The 17,052-nt window shown below is 59.3% G+C and carries 23 protein-coding genes; 8 read left to right on the forward strand and 15 right to left on the reverse strand.

Annotated features, from left to right (window positions below):
- Positions 1–13: 13 nt before the first annotated feature.
- Both HALTADL_RS11885 and HALTADL_RS11890 read right to left on the reverse strand, forming a co-directional pair.
- Positions 14–673: a CRISPR-associated protein Cas4 gene (locus HALTADL_RS11885; RefSeq protein ID WP_089673464.1), complete on the reverse strand. Its 660-nt coding sequence runs from the start codon at positions 671–673 to the stop codon at positions 14–16.
- A 66-nt stretch (positions 674–739) separates the two neighbouring features.
- The gene (locus HALTADL_RS11890; protein ID WP_089673463.1) at positions 740–1,339 is read right to left on the reverse strand and encodes a conditioned medium-induced protein 4; all 600 of its coding nucleotides are present in this window, start codon (positions 1,337–1,339) and stop codon (positions 740–742) included.
- Between the two features lie 143 nt (positions 1,340–1,482).
- Here HALTADL_RS11890 and HALTADL_RS11895 point away from each other — a divergent pair, with 143 nt between their 5' ends.
- The 4 genes from HALTADL_RS11895 to HALTADL_RS17820 are packed head-to-tail and all read left to right on the forward strand — an operon-like array spanning position 1,483 to position 3,769.
- The gene (locus tag HALTADL_RS11895) at positions 1,483–2,070 is read left to right on the forward strand and encodes a biotin transporter BioY (protein ID WP_089673462.1); all 588 of its coding nucleotides are present in this window, start codon (positions 1,483–1,485) and stop codon (positions 2,068–2,070) included.
- 3 nt (positions 2,071–2,073) lie between these two features.
- Entirely contained in the window at positions 2,074–2,844 is a 771-nt protein-coding gene (locus HALTADL_RS11900; RefSeq protein WP_089673461.1) for an energy-coupling factor ABC transporter ATP-binding protein, read from the forward strand.
- Positions 2,837–3,553, forward strand: a complete 717-nt coding sequence (locus tag HALTADL_RS11905; protein WP_089673460.1) for an energy-coupling factor transporter transmembrane component T family protein — start codon at positions 2,837–2,839, stop codon at positions 3,551–3,553. Before HALTADL_RS11900 ends, HALTADL_RS11905 begins: the two co-directional genes overlap by 8 nt.
- Positions 3,554–3,613: 60 nt before the next feature.
- Positions 3,614–3,769 (forward strand): hypothetical protein, encoded by a 156-nt coding sequence (locus tag HALTADL_RS17820; protein ID WP_177171949.1) that lies wholly within the window; start codon positions 3,614–3,616, stop codon positions 3,767–3,769.
- 5 nt (positions 3,770–3,774) lie between these two features.
- On the opposite strand, the gene HALTADL_RS11910 is transcribed toward HALTADL_RS17820, so the two are convergent.
- The 7 genes from HALTADL_RS11910 to HALTADL_RS11940 form a co-directional block, all read right to left on the reverse strand.
- Positions 3,775–4,002 carry a hypothetical protein gene (locus HALTADL_RS11910; protein ID WP_089673459.1) on the reverse strand — a complete coding sequence of 76 codons (228 nt, stop codon included), beginning with the start codon at positions 4,000–4,002 and terminating at the stop codon, positions 3,775–3,777.
- A gap of 116 nt (positions 4,003–4,118) precedes the next feature.
- Positions 4,119–4,568 (reverse strand): CBS domain-containing protein, encoded by a 450-nt coding sequence (locus tag HALTADL_RS11915; RefSeq protein WP_089673458.1) that lies wholly within the window; start codon positions 4,566–4,568, stop codon positions 4,119–4,121.
- 133 nt (positions 4,569–4,701) lie between these two features.
- Positions 4,702–5,022, reverse strand: coding sequence for a 4Fe-4S dicluster domain-containing protein (locus tag HALTADL_RS11920; RefSeq protein WP_089673457.1), 321 nt, complete (start codon positions 5,020–5,022; stop codon positions 4,702–4,704).
- Between the two features lie 71 nt (positions 5,023–5,093).
- Positions 5,094–5,423 (reverse strand): hypothetical protein, encoded by a 330-nt coding sequence (locus tag HALTADL_RS11925; protein WP_089673456.1) that lies wholly within the window; start codon positions 5,421–5,423, stop codon positions 5,094–5,096.
- Complete coding sequence (locus HALTADL_RS11930) at positions 5,424–5,786, reverse strand: hypothetical protein (protein ID WP_089673455.1); 363 nt, start codon at positions 5,784–5,786, stop codon at positions 5,424–5,426.
- A 152-nt stretch (positions 5,787–5,938) separates the two neighbouring features.
- Positions 5,939–6,652 carry a type 1 glutamine amidotransferase gene (locus tag HALTADL_RS11935; RefSeq protein WP_089673454.1) on the reverse strand — a complete coding sequence of 238 codons (714 nt, stop codon included), beginning with the start codon at positions 6,650–6,652 and terminating at the stop codon, positions 5,939–5,941.
- Between the two features lie 69 nt (positions 6,653–6,721).
- On the reverse strand, positions 6,722–7,513 hold the full coding sequence (locus HALTADL_RS11940) for an alpha/beta fold hydrolase (RefSeq protein WP_089673453.1): 792 nt from the start codon (positions 7,511–7,513) through the stop codon (positions 6,722–6,724).
- A gap of 134 nt (positions 7,514–7,647) precedes the next feature.
- Here HALTADL_RS11940 and fer point away from each other — a divergent pair, with 134 nt between their 5' ends.
- The 4 genes from fer (at position 7,648) to HALTADL_RS11960 (ending at position 10,929) form a co-directional block, all read left to right on the forward strand.
- Entirely contained in the window at positions 7,648–8,301 is a 654-nt protein-coding gene (fer, locus tag HALTADL_RS11945; RefSeq protein ID WP_089673452.1) for a ferredoxin Fer, read from the forward strand.
- Positions 8,302–8,394: 93 nt separating this feature from the next.
- The gene (locus HALTADL_RS11950; protein ID WP_089673451.1) at positions 8,395–8,841 is read left to right on the forward strand and encodes a hypothetical protein; all 447 of its coding nucleotides are present in this window, start codon (positions 8,395–8,397) and stop codon (positions 8,839–8,841) included.
- A gap of 97 nt (positions 8,842–8,938) precedes the next feature.
- Entirely contained in the window at positions 8,939–10,450 is a 1,512-nt protein-coding gene (locus HALTADL_RS11955; RefSeq protein WP_089673450.1) for an aldehyde dehydrogenase family protein, read from the forward strand.
- Between the two features lie 53 nt (positions 10,451–10,503).
- A complete protein-coding gene (locus tag HALTADL_RS11960) occupies positions 10,504–10,929 on the forward strand; it encodes a universal stress protein (protein WP_089673449.1) in 426 nt (141 codons plus the stop codon).
- A gap of 149 nt (positions 10,930–11,078) precedes the next feature.
- Here HALTADL_RS11960 and HALTADL_RS11965 read toward each other — a convergent pair whose 3' ends face one another.
- The 6 genes from HALTADL_RS11965 to HALTADL_RS11990 all read right to left on the reverse strand — a co-directional run bounded on the left by HALTADL_RS11965 (position 11,079) and on the right by HALTADL_RS11990 (position 17,049).
- Positions 11,079–12,131 carry a PD-(D/E)XK nuclease domain-containing protein gene (locus tag HALTADL_RS11965; protein WP_089673448.1) on the reverse strand — a complete coding sequence of 351 codons (1,053 nt, stop codon included), beginning with the start codon at positions 12,129–12,131 and terminating at the stop codon, positions 11,079–11,081.
- A gap of 263 nt (positions 12,132–12,394) precedes the next feature.
- Positions 12,395–13,291 (reverse strand): DMT family transporter, encoded by an 897-nt coding sequence (locus tag HALTADL_RS11970; RefSeq protein WP_089673447.1) that lies wholly within the window; start codon positions 13,289–13,291, stop codon positions 12,395–12,397.
- Positions 13,292–13,315: 24 nt separating this feature from the next.
- The gene (locus tag HALTADL_RS11975) at positions 13,316–14,029 is read right to left on the reverse strand and encodes an ABC transporter ATP-binding protein (protein ID WP_089673446.1); all 714 of its coding nucleotides are present in this window, start codon (positions 14,027–14,029) and stop codon (positions 13,316–13,318) included.
- Positions 14,026–14,904 (reverse strand): ABC transporter ATP-binding protein, encoded by an 879-nt coding sequence (locus tag HALTADL_RS11980; protein WP_089673445.1) that lies wholly within the window; start codon positions 14,902–14,904, stop codon positions 14,026–14,028. The genes HALTADL_RS11975 and HALTADL_RS11980 overlap by 4 nt, the downstream gene beginning before the upstream one ends.
- Positions 14,897–16,138 (reverse strand): branched-chain amino acid ABC transporter permease, encoded by a 1,242-nt coding sequence (locus tag HALTADL_RS11985; RefSeq protein ID WP_089673444.1) that lies wholly within the window; start codon positions 16,136–16,138, stop codon positions 14,897–14,899. Before HALTADL_RS11985 ends, HALTADL_RS11980 begins: the two co-directional genes overlap by 8 nt.
- Positions 16,138–17,049 (reverse strand): branched-chain amino acid ABC transporter permease, encoded by a 912-nt coding sequence (locus HALTADL_RS11990; RefSeq protein ID WP_089673443.1) that lies wholly within the window; start codon positions 17,047–17,049, stop codon positions 16,138–16,140. The genes HALTADL_RS11985 and HALTADL_RS11990 overlap by 1 nt, the downstream gene beginning before the upstream one ends.
- Positions 17,050–17,052 lie beyond the last annotated feature (3 nt).

Genomic DNA, 17,052 nt, shown 5'->3' on the forward strand with positions numbered 1-17,052 from the left:
CCGCAGCAACGACTCAGAGGCCGAGCAGTGATTTCAACGACCGCGTTTTCACGCCACACTCTGTCCGGTAGTCGCAGCTCTCACAGCGGTTGTCGTTGACTCGCGGCGGTGGGCCATCCATCGACCGCACGGTTCGGAGGACGCGACGGTAGTCGGCGGTCCGTCGACAGGTCAACTCGACCTCACGGACGATCCCAACCGCTGGATACTCGACGAGGGCGCGGGGGATCTCCTGTTCACGCTCCCAAGCAAGTGCGTTTGCGGCCGCTACCGCCCGGACAGACTGTGGCTCCCAGACACCGTTCTCGGGTGGGGTTCCCGGCGAAATTACGGTCGGTACTGGTGGCTCTGACCCACCGGCCAGCAGTTTGTGAATCCGTCCGTGGCAGTCCTTTCCTTCCACGAAGTAGTCCCGCTCGACCGGGTTACAGAGCGCCTTCCAGTCGACGCGGCTCGACAGCTCACCCAGTGCCTCCCGATAGGCTGTCGGCGAGCAGTTGATTGGAAGCTCGGCGAGCGTTTCGTCGTCGGCTGTTCGGAGGTCGTCGTACTGAAACGCGAGTGCTTGCCGGGCTTCGGCTTCGGGTGGCGGTCCCCGGTCGTCGTCGGTGCGGGCGTAGTAGAGCTGTCGGGGGCAGTAGGCGGCCCGACTCAGGTCGCTGAACGTCGGCATACCAGCCCGTGGTCGACTGTTCGTATTTGAAAGTACGCACCGCTGGAGGACAGACGGGAGAGAGCGTTAGAACGAGGTGTCGGTTTCGAGGTCTTCGGTGGCCTCTTCGAGGCCGTCTTCGCGGGCGTCGCGGGCGAGTTGGTTCGTGAGATCCGAGTCGGTCAGCAGTTCGCGGAACTCGTCGCGGAACCGGTCGTTGGCCCGCGTCGACCGGAGATCGGCCTCGACAATCACGCTGTAGTGGCGGGCAGTTGCCTCGGTGATATCGAGTTTGTCGGCACGCTCAGACAGTGGTACATCCTCGACGATCAGTCGACGGAGGTCGTCGAGATCGAACTCGGCGTCGCGGTCGGATTCTCGAACGAGGTGGAGATCGAGTCGGGCCTCGAAGACGCTGTCGACGTCAGCTTCGAGTTCGGCGGCGATCTCGCGGTCGGAGCCCTCGGCGTAGTACAACTGTACCACTTGACTGAGTGTCTCGTCGTCGAACTCGGTGTCGAAGGCGTACCGCTCTCGCATACGACCGATCAGTTCGAGCAGTCGCTGGGTGGCATCACCCCCCGTGTCAGTCAACGAACCCGGCGATTCCGACTGGCTCTCGGTGACGGTGTCCGAACCAGTGGCATCGATGAAGATATCCCGGAGTTCGGCAGTCTTGTCGTCCATAGGTGGAACCATCCACAGTGTCGGTATATAAAAATCTGTCTGCATGCTCACATGGTGACAACAATCGACCAAAACCTATCAGCAGTGTCGACAGTCGTCATGTAAACCGAACCTTTGAATATAGTTTACGAGAGGTTCCCTGTATGGCAACTTCGACCGAATCAGTCGACTTAGTCGACGGCGATACCGTCAGCAACATCGCCCGTGCGGCGCTGTTTGCCGCGCTTGTGGCGGCCTTTTCGTACGTTTCGTTCCCGAATCCACTCGCACCGGGTATTCCAGTCACGCTGCAGGTCGTCGGCGTCTTCCTTGCCGGGATCATGCTCGGCCCAGTGTGGGGAACCGGTGCGCTGGCGCTGTATCTCGCCGCTGGGGCGATTGGTGTTCCCGTGTTCGCCGGTGGCTCTGCAGGACTCGGCTATCTCATCGGCGCGCCGACGTTCGGCTATCTTTGGTCGTATTTGATCGCCGCAGGCGTCATCGGCTTCATCGTTCACCGAGGCATGGAGCTTCGTGATTACAACGAGGTCGGCGTACCCCTGCTTGTCGGGGCAATGGTCGCCGGAACGGTCGTCATCTACGCGATGGGAACGGTTGGGTATGCAGTGATCCAAGACATCGGTCTCGTCGAGTCCTTTACCGTCTCGGCGCTCGCGTTCGTTCCCTTCGAGGCCGTCAAAATCGCCGCCGTGATCGGCATCCTCCGAAGCGACGCGATTGCGGCCACCTAAGCGATGCTTCAGGCACGCGACCTCGTCGCCCGCTACGGCGAGACGACCGCCGTCGACGAGGTCTCGCTCCGAATCGACACCGGCGAGTACGTCCTCATCGTCGGGCCCAATGGCTCGGGAAAGACGACACTCGTCCGGCAGTTCAACGGGCTCGAAACGCCCGACGAGGGTGAGATGCTGGTCAACGGTAGGCCAGTTGCGGAGGATCTGGTTGCGGCCCGACAGGCCGTCGGCATGGTGTTTCAGGAGCCGCGGGATGCGTTCGTGGCGTCGACCATCGGTGCTGACGTGGCATTTGGGCCTCGAAACCTCGGCTGTTCGCACAGCGAGGTCGACCGCCGGGTCGAGGAGTCGCTGGCGGCGGTCAACCTCGCTGGGCGTGAGGGCGACCGGATCGACGAACTATCGGGTGGCGAACGCGAGCGGGTCGCCATCGCTGGTGCGCTGGCGATGGAGCCGGATCATCTCGTCTTGGACGAGCCGCTGACCGGACTCGACGAGCCAGCCCGTCGAGCCGTCCTTTCGCGGGTTTCGGCGCTCCACGACGCCGGTACCAGCATCATCGTGGTCACCCACGACCTCCGCGGCGTCTTGGAGGCCGCCGACCGCGTGATCGGGATGGCCGATGGGCAGATTGCGTTCGATACCGACGCCGAGGCTGCCCGTGAGAAACTGGCCGCGCTCGATGTGTACGTGCCGCCCGACAGCACAGACAGCACAGACAGCACCGGGTCGGAGCAATCGCCGTCGACACCCGGGCCAGAAAATGCTTGAGTACCAGCCGGGCGACTCGTTGGCCCACCAGCTCGATCCGCGGACCAAACTCCTGTTCCAGCTCAGCTTTGCGGCCGCCGCGTTCGCCTATACGAGTCCGCATGGGGTAGCCATGTTCGGCCTGTTGGGCTTGGTCGCACTCGCTGGAGCCGACACCAACCCCCTGCGGGTGATCTGGGCCTACCGGTTCGTCCTCCCGTTTCTGGTGGCCGCACCGCTGGTCGCTATGCTCACCTTCGGGTCGCCGTGGCTCGTCGTTGGCGACGCCGTCGACCCCGCGTTGGCGAGCCTCCGAAATCTCATCGTGCTGGTCGTCTGTGGCGGCTACGTTCGGACCACCTCGATCACCGCCTCACGGGCGGCGATTCAGTCGACCGTGCCCGGTCGACCGGGCCAGTTTCTGGGATTGGGAGTTGAACTCGTCGCCCGGTTCCTCCCGGTGTTGCGTCAGGATCTGTTTGCGATCCGAGACGCCGAGGCTGCCCGACTCGGCACTGATCGGCCGCTCCGCGAGCGAATAATTACGCTGACGACCAGCGGGCTCAATCGGGCCTTTCGGCGGGCCGACCGGCTCTCGCTGGCGATGCAGGCACGGTGTCTCTCGTGGAACCCGACGCTGCCGCCGCTCCGATTTGGGTTGGTCGACCTGCCCGTCGTTGGGGTGTCGGTTGGGTTGCTCGTTGTCGGACTCGCTCAGGTGGTTCTGTAATCCATGACAGAATAGCGAGAATAGACAGCTATTTGATGAAAACGCGAAAACCGTGTCGCAATGGTCCTTGGTGTCGTTCTTTCGGCGCTGGTTGGGTTCACGTTCGTGATGGCCGCGGCGTATGCCGGGACGTTACGGGCGTTGGAGGTTTATTTTGATCCGACACAGGATAGTGTGTTTCTGAGCGACGACACCGACCCACCGAACAGACGCTGATCTGCTTAGTTCTCTTCGTACTGTCGGGCGATTCGCTGGAGTGCGTCAGTGATGCCCTCTATCGCAACGAGGAACCGCCAACCCAAATACACCACCCCACACAAAAGACCCAGCAAGAGTCCATACAAGATCTGTTGGGCAATGATGATTGCGTAGGCGAAGACCAGCAGATAACCAATCCCGAGTCCAACTCGCCACGACCGTGGCACTGACCGCGGAGACCACTCAGACATAGTTCATCTTTCGAACTGTGTCACAGAGAGATATCAGTTGTTATGGTCATATGGCTGTCGTCGACGGGTGTTCGGGTGAGGTGCTGCTGGCAGTGGCTCTGCCAATAGGTAGGAGATCAGTTTTCGAACTCAATGCGTTGGTCGTCGCTGTTCCACGTTTCTTTGAGTTCGCTTTCGGTGGTGGCCTCGTCGATCAGTTGGTGGTAGTTTCGAGCGACGTCTCTGATCGTCAGCGAGCCGATCACCTCCAACTCCTCGGCGACCGGGATCGCCGAGACGTTGTGGCGGTTCATCCGCTTGATGGCGATTCGGACCGGCATCGTCGGCGACACCGAGCCTGAGGATCGTGCCATGACTTTCTTCACAGGAATTTCTTCAAACGGGCGGTTCGACAGACAGCCCGCTTTGACCACGTGGTACTCGGCCAGTAGCCCGACTGGCTCGCCGTCGTGGGTGACCGTCAGTGGTCGACCACGCCGTTTGAGGAGCTTTCGAGACGCGGTTCGGAGATCGGCGGTGACAGGGACGGTCACCATCCCTGAACGCATGATATCTTGTACTTGCATAGGGAACCATCCTCACGCTGCCCGTGACACTAGCTCCCAGTATTCGGTCGATGAAAATAAATGTATGTGACAAGTTGTCAAACCGAGTACAGTGGCTGTCAACCCACAGAGGGGTGTGGTGGCTGGGTTTGGATTACTTCCGGCTGCCGTCGACATCGATTGCGTCGACGGGGCAGATATCCACACAGAGCATGCAGTCGATACACTGGTCTTCGCGGGTGGGTTCGACCTTCTTTTCGCTGGCGGGATGGTCGGGGGTCTCAACCCACGTGAAGACGTCGACGGGGCAGTTTTCGAGACACGCGCCGTCGGCAACGCAGATATCGTAGTCGACGGCGACGTGGGTGCCGTGGATGCCCAGTGTTTCGGGTGGGTCGACGGGGCCCCAGACGTCGACGCCGTTTTCCTCACCTACCTTTTGTCTGTTTACATCGAAGTTCGGGTCAATAGCCATTACTGAATGGTCGTGAGGCGGCTACTTAAGGGCGTTCTTGGCAGGGTCCATCTCACTGGCGATGATCCCAATCAGCGGAGATACGTCTCGACTGCATCGATAACCTCGTCGACGAACGCCTCGGAGAGTCGACCTTGCCATGCGACGAAATCTTCGCCCCGTGGCGAGTGGATTGCCCATGGAGAAACGAATGATTCGCGTGGTGTCCCACCCACGTCCCATAGCTTGGATTCTAGTGACAGCGAGTCACTGTATGCTTTCGTCGAAATAGCGACGGCGATATACTGTTGATCTCCAAATGGGTGTGATTCGTTGTTGACGATCAGCCATGGTCGCTGTCGGTCCTCGCCTATTTTAAATGGATCAACACTCCGAACGACATCTCCGCGTTCGGGCTCCATCTACTCGTCCTGCTCGCTGGGGTGGGGTTGATCCGGAGCAGCAGTGTCCCACGCTTCTGGATCGATCCCGCCATCGTCTCCGTCGAGGTGTTCGGAAACTGTATGGAGCGCATACGCATCCCGTACTCGGTCGATATCGGTCGTTAACGCCCAGTACTCCCCCTTGTGTCGGACGAGATCCCGTTTTTTGAGTCGACTGAGAGCAGTCCCGACCGTGTTTGGATCTTCGTCGATTCCGGCTGCGATCTCCGAACGAGTGAACGCCTGCTCTTGGTTCGTGTACAAATACGTGAGTACCTGCTCGGGGACACTCGGACCGGTTGGCAACTCGCCGGTTTCGAACTCGTCGATACGAACGGGCATACACTGTACCTAGTGTGCTGTCGTAATGAATGTATTGTCGTGCTTGACCGTCAATCAGTCGACCAGTGCAGTCGACGCTCTTGGTTACGGTCTGCTGTGATTCCGCGGTAACAGCCGATACAAAAAAACCGGACAGAAGCGAAGTCGACTGATCAGGCCGTGGCTTCGAGTTCGTCGCCCTCGGCGGCCTGCTTTCGGGCGTAGGCCGCAAAGTTCTCGAAGAGCTGTTTGGCTTCGCAGGCGGCGTCGTACTGTTCAGATGAGATCTCGCTGAGCACACGGTCGACCTGCTCGTCGCCCAATCGCTCCCGTTTGCTTTCAGCGATTTCGCGGGCGGTTTCGATGTCGTACTCCGGATGGAACTGCACGCCCCAACAGTGGTCCCGGCGGAAGCCGTGGACACCGTACTCGTTGCGAGCGATCAGTTCCGCACCCGGTGGGAGTTCGATGACCGAATCGCCGTGGCTAGTGAAGACGGTGAATGCCTCGCCCATGCCCGCAAAGAGAGGGTCGTCGTCGACCTGTTCGATTTCGTTGTAGCCGAGTTCGAAGTCGTCCATCCCAGAGACCCGACCACCGAGGGCTTCGGCCACCACCTGGTGGCCATAACAGATGCCGAGGATCGGGACGCCATCGGCGGCGGCCCGACCCACGTAGTCGACAAGCGGGCCGATCCAGTCTTTGTCCCAGTAAACCGAGGCCCGCGAGCCGGTGACGACCAATGCGTCGAACTCGGTGGTCGGCGGGAGGTTGCCGTTGTTCACGTCGAACTCGACGAGGTCGGCATCGAGTTCGCGTCTGAAGTTCCGTGTCGTGTTGGGGTCGTCGTGAGCCGCCTGCAGAAGCCCAAACCGTAGCCGTTCCATTACCAGCAGACAGGAGAGCCGTAACTAAGTGCCTTGCGTCGCGCGCGGCTTCTGCCGGTCTCGGCGAGCCTACTTACTTCTCTCACCGCTCGACTCCAGAAACCCGACCAACTCGTCGTTGACCGCCGCCGACCGCTCGACGGTAAGCAGGTGGCCAGCCTCGGGGTACTCTAGAAACTCGCCCTTTGGGAGGTCCTCGGCCAACCGCTGGCTCGCCTCGCCGTCGACAACCCTATCGTCGCCCCCGGCGACGACGAGCGCCGGACGCGTGATCTCGTACAGTGGCTCGGCATCGAACCCTTCGATGGCGGCCAGTTGGGCCTGCTGGACCGCGGGGGGAGCGTCTTCGTCTGCTCGCCAGTCGACGATTCGGTCGACGACTTCGGGGTGTGCCTCGCAGAATTCGGTCGACAGCAGCGCAGTCGTCGAGGCTCGGAGACCGTTGGTATCGGCAGGATCTGCCCGGATGTCGGATGGATCGAACGCCTCGCCCGAGGCTGGGGTGCCGATCAGCGTGAGGCTCTCGGCGCGGCTGGTGTGGCGGGCCGCGGCGAGGGCCACACAGCCGCCGAGGCCACAGCCGACGAGGTGGGCGCGGCGAACGTTCGCGTCGACCAAGACGGCTTCCAGATCGTCGACCAGATCGGCCATCGAGTATGGGCCGTCAGGGGAATCTGATCGGCCACAGCCGCGGTGATCGTAGACGATAGTCTCGAAGAGGCCAGCGAGGGCGTTGTACTGCCAGCCCCATTGCCACGCGCCGAGAGCGAGGTCACCGACGAAGACGACGGTTTCTGCGTCGGGAGCGGCGGCGTCGACGTCGTAGTAGATCGAACAGCCATCCGAATCTGCGTACGTCATTACGTAGCAGTCGGGAGTGAGTGTGAAAAGCAACCGTGTTTGGTGGGGCCATTTCGACTCGGTACGACCGTTGGACACGACCCAAGTCGACGCCTTAAGGATGAGCGAGACCCACCAGTCGACCACCTACCTAGATGGCGTCTCCAGCAGAGATCCTCCGCGTCGACCCGGATGCAGACGACGAGGAGATCAAACAGGCCTACCGAGACCGAGTCAAAGAGACACATCCGGATCTCGGCGGCTCCGAAGAGGCATTCAAACGCGTCGAACGAGCCTATCAAGCTCTCACCGAGACGGGAGCCGACGACCCTCTCGAAGACGACGATTTCATCGGCGCGACTGTCCAGCCCGAACCCGAAGAGGAGCCAGCCACAGTCGACTATCTCAACTATGATGTCCTCAAAGACTACGGCTGGGAACTCGATGACGACGACCTCTTCGAGAAGGCCGCGAGGGTAGATCTCGATGAAGTCGACTTCGGTCGCTTCGAGGTCGAAGACGACGAAACGCTGCTGGAGGCCGCCGAGCGAAGCGGTCACGCTTGGCCCTTTGCCTGCCGCGGCGGGGCGTGTGCAAACTGCGCGGTCGCGCTGCTTGAAGGCGAACTCTCGCAGTTGGTCGACCACATTCTCTCCGAGGACCTGCTTGAGCAGGGCATCCGGCTCTCGTGTAATGGTCGACCGACGACTGACGAACTGAAAGTCGTCTACAACATCAAACACCGTCCTGACCTCGACGACCTCCGACTGCCGCCGGACCGCTTCGAGAAGGCCCAAGCCGACGACTGACGAGGTACCGTCGACTGAAGACGACAGACCACCGACGACTGATTCTGCCGACACGGACCAAAGGACCATACCAGTCACCCCCCTACAGGAGGTATGTTCACTGGGCGAACCGACACCCCGTGTTGTCTCTGCGGGCAGGCCAAAACCACCAGTCGCATCGAAGTCCCGCCGCGGGCGGTGACGCTGATGGAAAACAGCGGGCCGATTGCGTGGCAGGATATCGTCAGCCCGGTGACCCTCCAGTTCTGTGCCGACGACTGGGACCTCGTTGCTGATCTCGCTCTTGAGATGGGCCACCATCCACTCTCGCGGTGTAACGTCGCCTACGCTTCCTTCGACCTCCGGGAGGATTTCGAGGCCATGCTCAACGAGACCAGAGAACCCAACCAGACCGAACTCGAAAGTCGACTGCTCGACCGAAGCCGGGAGGTCTTGGAGTCGGCTGACGATCCACTGACTGAACAGCGAGCACTCGTTGAGGCGACGATCATTGAGGTCGCAATGGACGAACTCGACGTGGCCGAGGCAGCCGTCGACTGAGTCGTTTCGAGTCTTGCTGAACTGAAACTGCAGTACGATCCGGAATCCCTCCCATGGTCGGTATGGCTTATTCGCCGGTATACCGTCTAGACAGTGTATGGAGACGTTCGAACACTATATTGACGGCGAGTGGGTCGAGGGCGACGAGACATTCACGAGCACCAATCCAGCGACGGGTGAGGCGTTGGGCGAATTCCCACGGGGCACTGACGAAGACGTCGACCGAGCTATCGCCGCGGCCGACGAGGCAGCCGACGAGTGGCGCAACCTCTCGTATCCGAACCGCGCGGAGTATCTCTGGGATGTCTACGAAGAACTAAAGGATAGAACCGACGAACTCGGCGAACTCGTCACCCGCGAGTGTGGCAAGGAGATCAACGAGGGCCGGGCCGACATCGTCGAGGCCGCCCACATGGTCGAATGGGCCGCCGGCAACGCCCGCCATCCCCACGGCGATGTCGTCCCCTCCGAAATCGGCTCGAAAGATGCCTACATGCGGCGGAAACCCCGCGGCGTCGTCGGCTGTATCACACCGTGGAACTTCCCGATTGCAATTCCGTTCTGGCATATGGCTGTGGCACTCGTCGAGGGGAACACGGTCGTCTGGAAGCCCGCCGAACAGACGCCACGCTGTGCCCAAGCCATTGCCGAACTCATGGTCGACGCCGGGATTCCGGATGGCGTGTTCAACATGATTCAGGGGTACGGCGACGCCGGAGCCGCCATCGTCGACCACGACGACGTGGCGACAGTCCTCTTTACGGGCAGCGCCGAGGTCGGCCATCATATCGCCGATCAGGTCGGTGGGACGCCCGGCAAACTCGCGGCCTGTGAGATGGGCGGCAAAAACGCGGTCGTCATCACCGATGAGGCGGATCTCGATCTCGCTGTTCCGGCGGCTGTGCTGTCGGGGTTCAAAACGACAGGCCAGCGCTGTGTGTCGGCCGAGCGGCTCATCGTCCACACCGATGTCTACGAGGAGTTCAAAGAACGGTATGTCGCCGCAGCCGAGCGAGTTGCGGTCGGAGATCCGCTCGACGAAGACACGTTCATGGGACCACTGATCGAGGCCGAACACAAGGAGAAGGTGCTGGCTGGCAACGAGCGGGCCCGCGAGGAGGGCGCGAACGTGTTGGTCGACCGCGGCGAACTCAGTGAGGAAGAAATTCCAGAGGGCCACGAAGATGGCCACTGGACCGGCCCGTTCGTCTACGAAATCGAGTACGACGAGTCGCTCGAATGTATCCGCGAGGAGGTCTTCGGCCCCCACGTCGCGCTCATCGAGTACGACGGCGATATCGAGCGCGCCGTCGAACTGCAGAACGCGACCCCCTACGGGCTTGCGGGCTCGATTATCTCCGAGGACTACAGACAAATCAACTACTACCGCGATCACGCCGACCTCGGACTGGCCTACGGGAACCTCCCGTGTATCGGTGCGGAAGTCCAACTGCCGTTCGGCGGCGTCAAGAAATCCGGCAACGGCTACCCCTCGGCCCGTGAAGTCATCGAAGCCGTCACCGAGCGGACCGCGTGGACACTGAACAACGCGCCCGAAATCGAGTTGGCGCAGGGCCTGTCGGCTGACGTGAAGACCGACGACGACTGAGGCGAACTGAATTACAGACTGACAATCAATTCTGACTTTATAATTAATAACATATGTACCGCGTACTTGTTCCGGTCGACGACAATGAAGATCGCGCTCGCAGACAGGCATCGTTCGTTGCCGGCCTTCCGAACGCTGACGAGGCGGTCGAAGCATACCTCCTGTTCGTCTTTACCGATGGGGCAGGTGCGACGGAGATGCCCACAGAGTTGCAGCGATTCAACTCCGCCGAGCGCGTCGCGTCGGTCCGCCGCGCGGAGGAATGCCTCGAAGACGCCGGTGTCGACTACCAGCTCCTCGAAGACAGTGGCGAGGTAGCCGACGACATTATTCAGGACGCGGAGGACCTCGATGTCGACCTCATCGTCCTCGGGGGAAGCAAACGCTCGCCCGCCGGCAAGCTGCTGTTCGGCTCGGTCACACAGGAAGTCCTCCTCAACACCGACCGCCCCGCCACAGTCACCGGCGGCGGGGGCTAGTCCGAGAGCGGGTTACTCAGGGTGTGTCGACCGATTGAGACGCAGCGTTGATGCTTATCTCAACCCTCAAAGCTGAATATAACGCTCGTACCTACAAGTGGATCCTAAACCCAATTCTGCTTGTCATAAAATTGAACCCTTTCAAGAAATCAATGAGTCACTGTAACAGTGGTTTTGAGATTGTCACGTGATCCTGATAGGTCAGACTCAAGCTCAGCAGGATTCTTTATGATATAATCCGGATCGTAAATAAAGCAGAGCAAAGTTTCTATTTTCGAGGAGTTACGGTACTGTTCCTTATCCTTCGCTAGGTCCTTCAGAATCCTCTTTTTATTCATCGATTCTGATGCCAACTTCACTTCTATACCAATTTTATTAGTCTCAAGCAGAAAGTCAACACGTGGATTGACCGTTGAATGTTGCTCTGTGTGAGACTCTGTTCTAACATCATCGAAGTTGATTTTGAGTAACGCTTGGAGTATGTATTGGACATCATATTCATCCTTAACAAGTAGCGGCTCCCGGTCTCTCTGTCGTTCATCCAGCTGTCGAACTACAGCACCAAATCTATCGAAAATTCTCTCAACATATGAAATAGCATCATCTTCGGGAGATGCTAATTTAGATGCATCAGATAAAATTTCGTTAGGAAATCTTAATTGAAAGAAATCGAAAAGAGTCTTATTGAAAAGGTCTGCATTTGAAATGTTTTTAGGACCATATTCTAATTCGTCAGCGCTTGGTATCCAAACACTTCCATGTCCGCCATCCTCTGGAAAATCGAATGATATGCCTTCTTCAGCAATAGAAAAACGGATCTCATCAAACGAGCTTTCAGATTTTCCCTCTACAACTTTCGATGAGGTGTTACTAAATCCTCTCCCGGTATTTTGAGTATAACTGATTCGCTCGTATTCGCCTTCTACGTCATCAAATTCTTCGAAAATTGCTGCCTTGCTCTCTGACTGAATCCACGTATTTGTTCGCTCCCTGATAGTGCTTAGTGTCTTCACATTAACATCACCAAGATCTAAAATTTCTTTTGATGTAATCTGTACTTCATTGTTCTGAATTTCACCGGTTTCTTTTGTTATCCGAATTTGAATTTTATCGTTATCTTTTATTAGAATTAACGTAGCTACTATCGACTCATCGTCTTCAGGATATTCTTTGTGGGAAATAGTACTGAATGTCTGTCTCATGGATTGTATCTATTTGCTCAGGTAAGTAAGAGTATCTCAAGGAAATTAAGTCACCAATTAGTGTCACAATACGCTGTTTATATGCTCTATATTTTGTATGCTAACTGATGGCAATATCTGCATATTGTATGTTGTTTTACCAGATCAGCTAAGAGCCACGAAAACAAAACCAGCGACAGCTACCCACCCAGATACAGCTTCAAGACCTCGGGGTTGTCGACCAGCCCGCTGGCCTCGTCCGTGTAGGGAGTAGCGCCGGTTGATCATTCAGTGCGAGCCGTACTTACAAGATAGATTCCGACCGCCAATAACACACCACCAGCGACGAATTCTGGACCCACAGACTCACCGAGTAGCAGCGCCCCAAGCGCAGCGCCGACGACGGGCTGGGCAAAGAAGTAGACCGCAACCGTTCCGGCATCGAGTTCTTCGAGTCCCTTGTACCAGCAGTACCACGCGACAGCCGTGCTCAACACGCCGAGATAGACGACTGCGGCCACAACTGAGAGTGTGACTGGGATCGTCGACAGCGCGACATCGGAGACGGCCAGTTCAATCGGCACGAGGAGTCCGATCAGTGGCACAGCCAGCACCGTCGAGTAGGTTGCCGTTTCGAGCGCCGAATACCGCCGAATCAGTGGCTTACCCCAGACGGTGTAGGCGGCCCAGCCGGCACTCGCGACCACGAGCAAAAGGACACCAAAGAGGCTCCCGAGACCAATCGACGCCAGTTCGTATTGGCCAGCGAGAACGAGCCCAGTTCCACAGACCGCAAGCCCCATGCCGGCGATATTCCGCCGCGTGAGGGCCTCGTCGAGAATTATGACCCCAAACACGAGCGTGAAAATCGGTGTCAGGACGGTGATGAGGGCCCCTTCGCTTGCAGTGGTCAGATCCGTCCCGATGAACTGCGTCACCATCGTTACAGCGACCCAGACACCGAGAAACCCGAATCCGGTCCAATCCTGACGCGAAAATTCTCGTGACGGGTAGACGACTCGAACCACGCCGAGAAGCGTTGCCGCACCGAGCGCGACGCGGAGAAACGCGAGCGTCACTGGTGGTATCGCGTCGAATCCCCACTTGCTGACGATGTACATCCCGCCCCAGAGCACGGCTGCTAGGAGCGGTGCCAGTGCAACAGGTGACTGTCGACTCATGAATCAAAAACGTAGCGTCGACGCCTACCCACCGAGATACAGCTTCGAGACTTCGGGGTTGTCGAGCAGACCACTGGCGTCATCCGCGTAGGCGACTGTCCCCTGATCCAGGACGTAGCCACGGTCGGAGATGTTCAGCCCCTTCGTGGCGTTCTGTTCGACCATGAGAATCGAGGTGTCCATCTCGTTGACTGCCTGCACGTCCGCAAATACGTCATCAGCCGTGTTCGGTGCAAGTCCGGCCGATGGCTCGTCGATCAAGAGTACATCCGGCTCCATTACGAGTGCGCGGGCAAAGGCCAACACTTGGCGCTGGCCGCCCGAGAGCGTCTTGGCCTTGGCCGACCGCTTCTCGTCGAGCAGCGGGAACCGCTCGTAGAGTTCGTCGATCACCTCACCCAGACGGTCGTCGGTGCGAGCGACGCCACCCATACGGAGGTTCTCGTCGATGTTCAGCGAGCCAAACACGTTGTCGGTCTGTGGCACGAAGCCGATCCCCTCGCGGACGATCTCCTCGGGTGCCATCCCACCGATGTTTTGGCCGTGGTACTGGACGGTGCCCTCCCACGGCGTCAGCATCCCGAAGGCGGTTTTGAGGACGGTCGACTTCCCGGCCCCGTTCGGACCGACCAGACAGACGATCTCGCCCCGGTTGAGTTGGAGTGTAAGATCATCGAGCACCTGCGCTTCGCCGTAGCCGCTGTCGACGTGGTCCAACGCAAGGACGGGGTCGCTCATGTGCCACCTCCGAGATACGCCTCGATAACACGGTCGTTACTCTGGACCTCGTCTGGCTTGCCCTCCATCAGAACGCTGCCCTGATTGAGCACGACCACCGGGTCCGCGAGGCTCATCACGAACTCCATGTCGTGTTCGATCAGGAGGAACGTCGTCCCCTGCTCGTTGAGTCGACGGATCTGCTCGGCCAGCGTGTTTCTGAGCGTCGGATTGACACCCGCGACCGGCTCGTCGAGCAGCAGAATCTCGGGTTCGGCAAGCATCGCACGCGCCAGCTCGACGAGTTTCATCTGGCCACCCGAAATGTCGGTCGCGGGCTGGGTGGCGAGATGGTCGATCTCGAACTCTTCGAGGATCCGTTGGGCGTCAGCCAGATTTGCTGATTCGGCTTCGTTGACGGTGGCCGGATCGGTAAACAGCGTGAGAAACGACTCACCGGGCTGGTTTCGTGGTCCGATGAGCATCGCTTCGCGGACGGTCATCCCCTCCAGTTTTCGGGGCGTCTGGAACGTCCGAATCAGGCCCTGTTCGGCCACCTCGTAGGGTTCCCTGTTGGTCACGTCGGTTCCGTTGACCGTGACAGTGCCACCATCCGACTCGTAGAACCCCGAAATGAGGTTGAAGATCGTCGACTTCCCAGCCCCGTTCGGGCCGATCAGTCCGGTGATCGTGCCGCGTTCGACCTCGAAGGTCGCGTGGTCGGTGGCAACGAGGCCACCGAAGGATTTCTGTAGATCCTCGACTTCGAGGACGATTTCCGGTTCGTCGGCCTGCTCAGTGGTCGACTCGTCAGTGGTCGATCCGTCGGCTGTCGACTCGTCGACCGTCGACTGTTCGGCTGGAGATACGTCGGCTGTAGTGTCAGTATCACTCATTGGAGTCACCGCCAGTCTGCTGATTCGTGTGGCGCTCTGGTTTCGTCTCCGAACCCGCGATGGCATCCGGCCAGATGAGTTCTCGCTGCGGTGGCAAGATCCCCTGCGGGCGGAACTTCATGACGAGGACGATCAACACGCCGATCATGAGCAATCGGAGCGGCGCGGTATCGAACGGAATCCACGCGAATTCGTTGAGGAAGCGCGTTCCTTCCCGGATCGTCACCACGACGATCCCGCCGAACAGCGCCCCGCGGTTCGAGCCGCTGCCGCCGAGGATGACCGCAACCCAGACATAAAAGGTCGTAATGGGGTTGAGGTCGCCGGGGCTCACGAAGAGGTTGAGATGCGCGTAAAAGACGCCTGCCAGCGCCATGATGACGCTGCCGAGGACGAACGACTGCATCTTGAACGAGTAGGTGTTTTTCCCAAGCGCTCTGGCGAGATCCTCGTCGGACCGGATCGTTCGCAGCACACGGCCCCACGGAGAGCGGTGGGCCCGGCGCAAGACGAGGTAGCTGGCCCCCACGAAGATCGTCGCAAGGGAGATGTTGAGCAGCATCTGGTAGAACGGAGAATCGAGCACGATCAGCGACCCCGACAGAATGACGACATCGAGTCCCGGTATGATACCGAAGAGCCCCGGAATACTGAATCCGATTCTCGGAACCGCGATCTCGATCACCGGCATCGCCTCGGGGAACGTCGACAGAATCGGCCAGTTCTCGAAGAACCGTGGGATGCCACGCACACCGCCACTGCCGTTGGTCCACTGGCGCTCGTTGAGCACCAAGAGACGAACGACCTCGGCCAGTCCCAGCGACGCAATCGCGAGGTAGTCGGCCCGCAGTCGGAGTGTCGGTATACCGATCAACACCGCCATCACGGCTGCAACCGACAGGGCGACCACGAGCCCCAAGATCGGATCGAAGCCGCCGAGGATCGGCGACGAATCCGACGTCATCAGCGCAGCCCCGTAGGCACCGATGCCGAAGAAGGCGGCCACGCTGAAATTGATCAGGCCGCTAAAGCCCCACTGGGAGTTGAGTCCCAGCGACATGAGGGCGTACATCCCGGCCAGCCCGACGAGGAACAGGAAGTACGTCGGGTTGAGACCGCCAGTGACGAGGCCAACGAGCAGGACAGCCGCGAACAGGGCGATACTCCCGGAGACGCCCTGCTCGGCTCGCGTGAGATCGCTCCAGTAGTCGACCGCATCTTCACGGAGCGACATCAGGTCGCCTCCCCTGCGATACCGGTTGGACGCACGAGCAGGACGACCACCATGATCACGAAGGCGATGGCGTTCGCGTACTCGATACCAATCGGGATACCGACCATTTCCAGAACTGGCGTGAGTTGACTAATCATACCTATCAAAAAGCCGCCGAGCATCGCCCCGTAGATCGAGCCGATGCCGCCGAGGATGACTGCCGCGAAGATCAGCAACAGCAAATTGAACCCCATTCGCGGTGCGAGCTGGTTGAACAGCCCGAGGAAGACCCCACCAGCGCCGGCGAGTCCGGCCCCGATCACCCACGTCACGAGCGTGATGCGTTTGGTTCGAATGCCGCTGATACGGGCGAGATCCGGGTTGTCGGCCATCGCGCGCATTTTTCGCCCCAAATCAGTGTACTGCAACAGGACGTGGAGTCCACCGACGAGGATGGCCGCCGAAATCACGATGGCGACATCGTGTTGGGTGACCCGAATCCCGTACGGAACCAGCCACTCTATCGGTCGAAGCGCCACGATATCGAACCGCGTAAAGTCGGCTCCGAAGCCGATCTGGATAACGCTGCGATAGATGAACGCAATGCCAATCGACGTAATGAGGAGGCCAATCGAGCCGATATCGAGGGACTCGTAGACGACCTTCTCAGTAACGACGGCGACGACCGCTGCCATTGCGGCTCCGACGAGCAGCGCTACAAAAAAGCCGTACGGGAGTCCTAACACCGAGCCACCGAGTCCGCCAACCGCGCCGAACGTCACCAGTGCCGAGTACGCCCCGACCGTCATCGTATCGCCGTGTGCGAAGTTCGCGAAGTTCGCAATGCTGTAGATCAACGACAGCCCGATACTCCCGAGGACGAGGATGCTGCTGAAGATCAGCCCGTTTGCGACGAGTTCGAGGACGGACATTAT

Origin of the sequence: Halohasta litchfieldiae, from assembly GCF_002788215.1 — an archaeon.
GTDB lineage: Archaea > Halobacteriota > Halobacteria > Halobacteriales > Haloferacaceae > Halohasta > Halohasta litchfieldiae.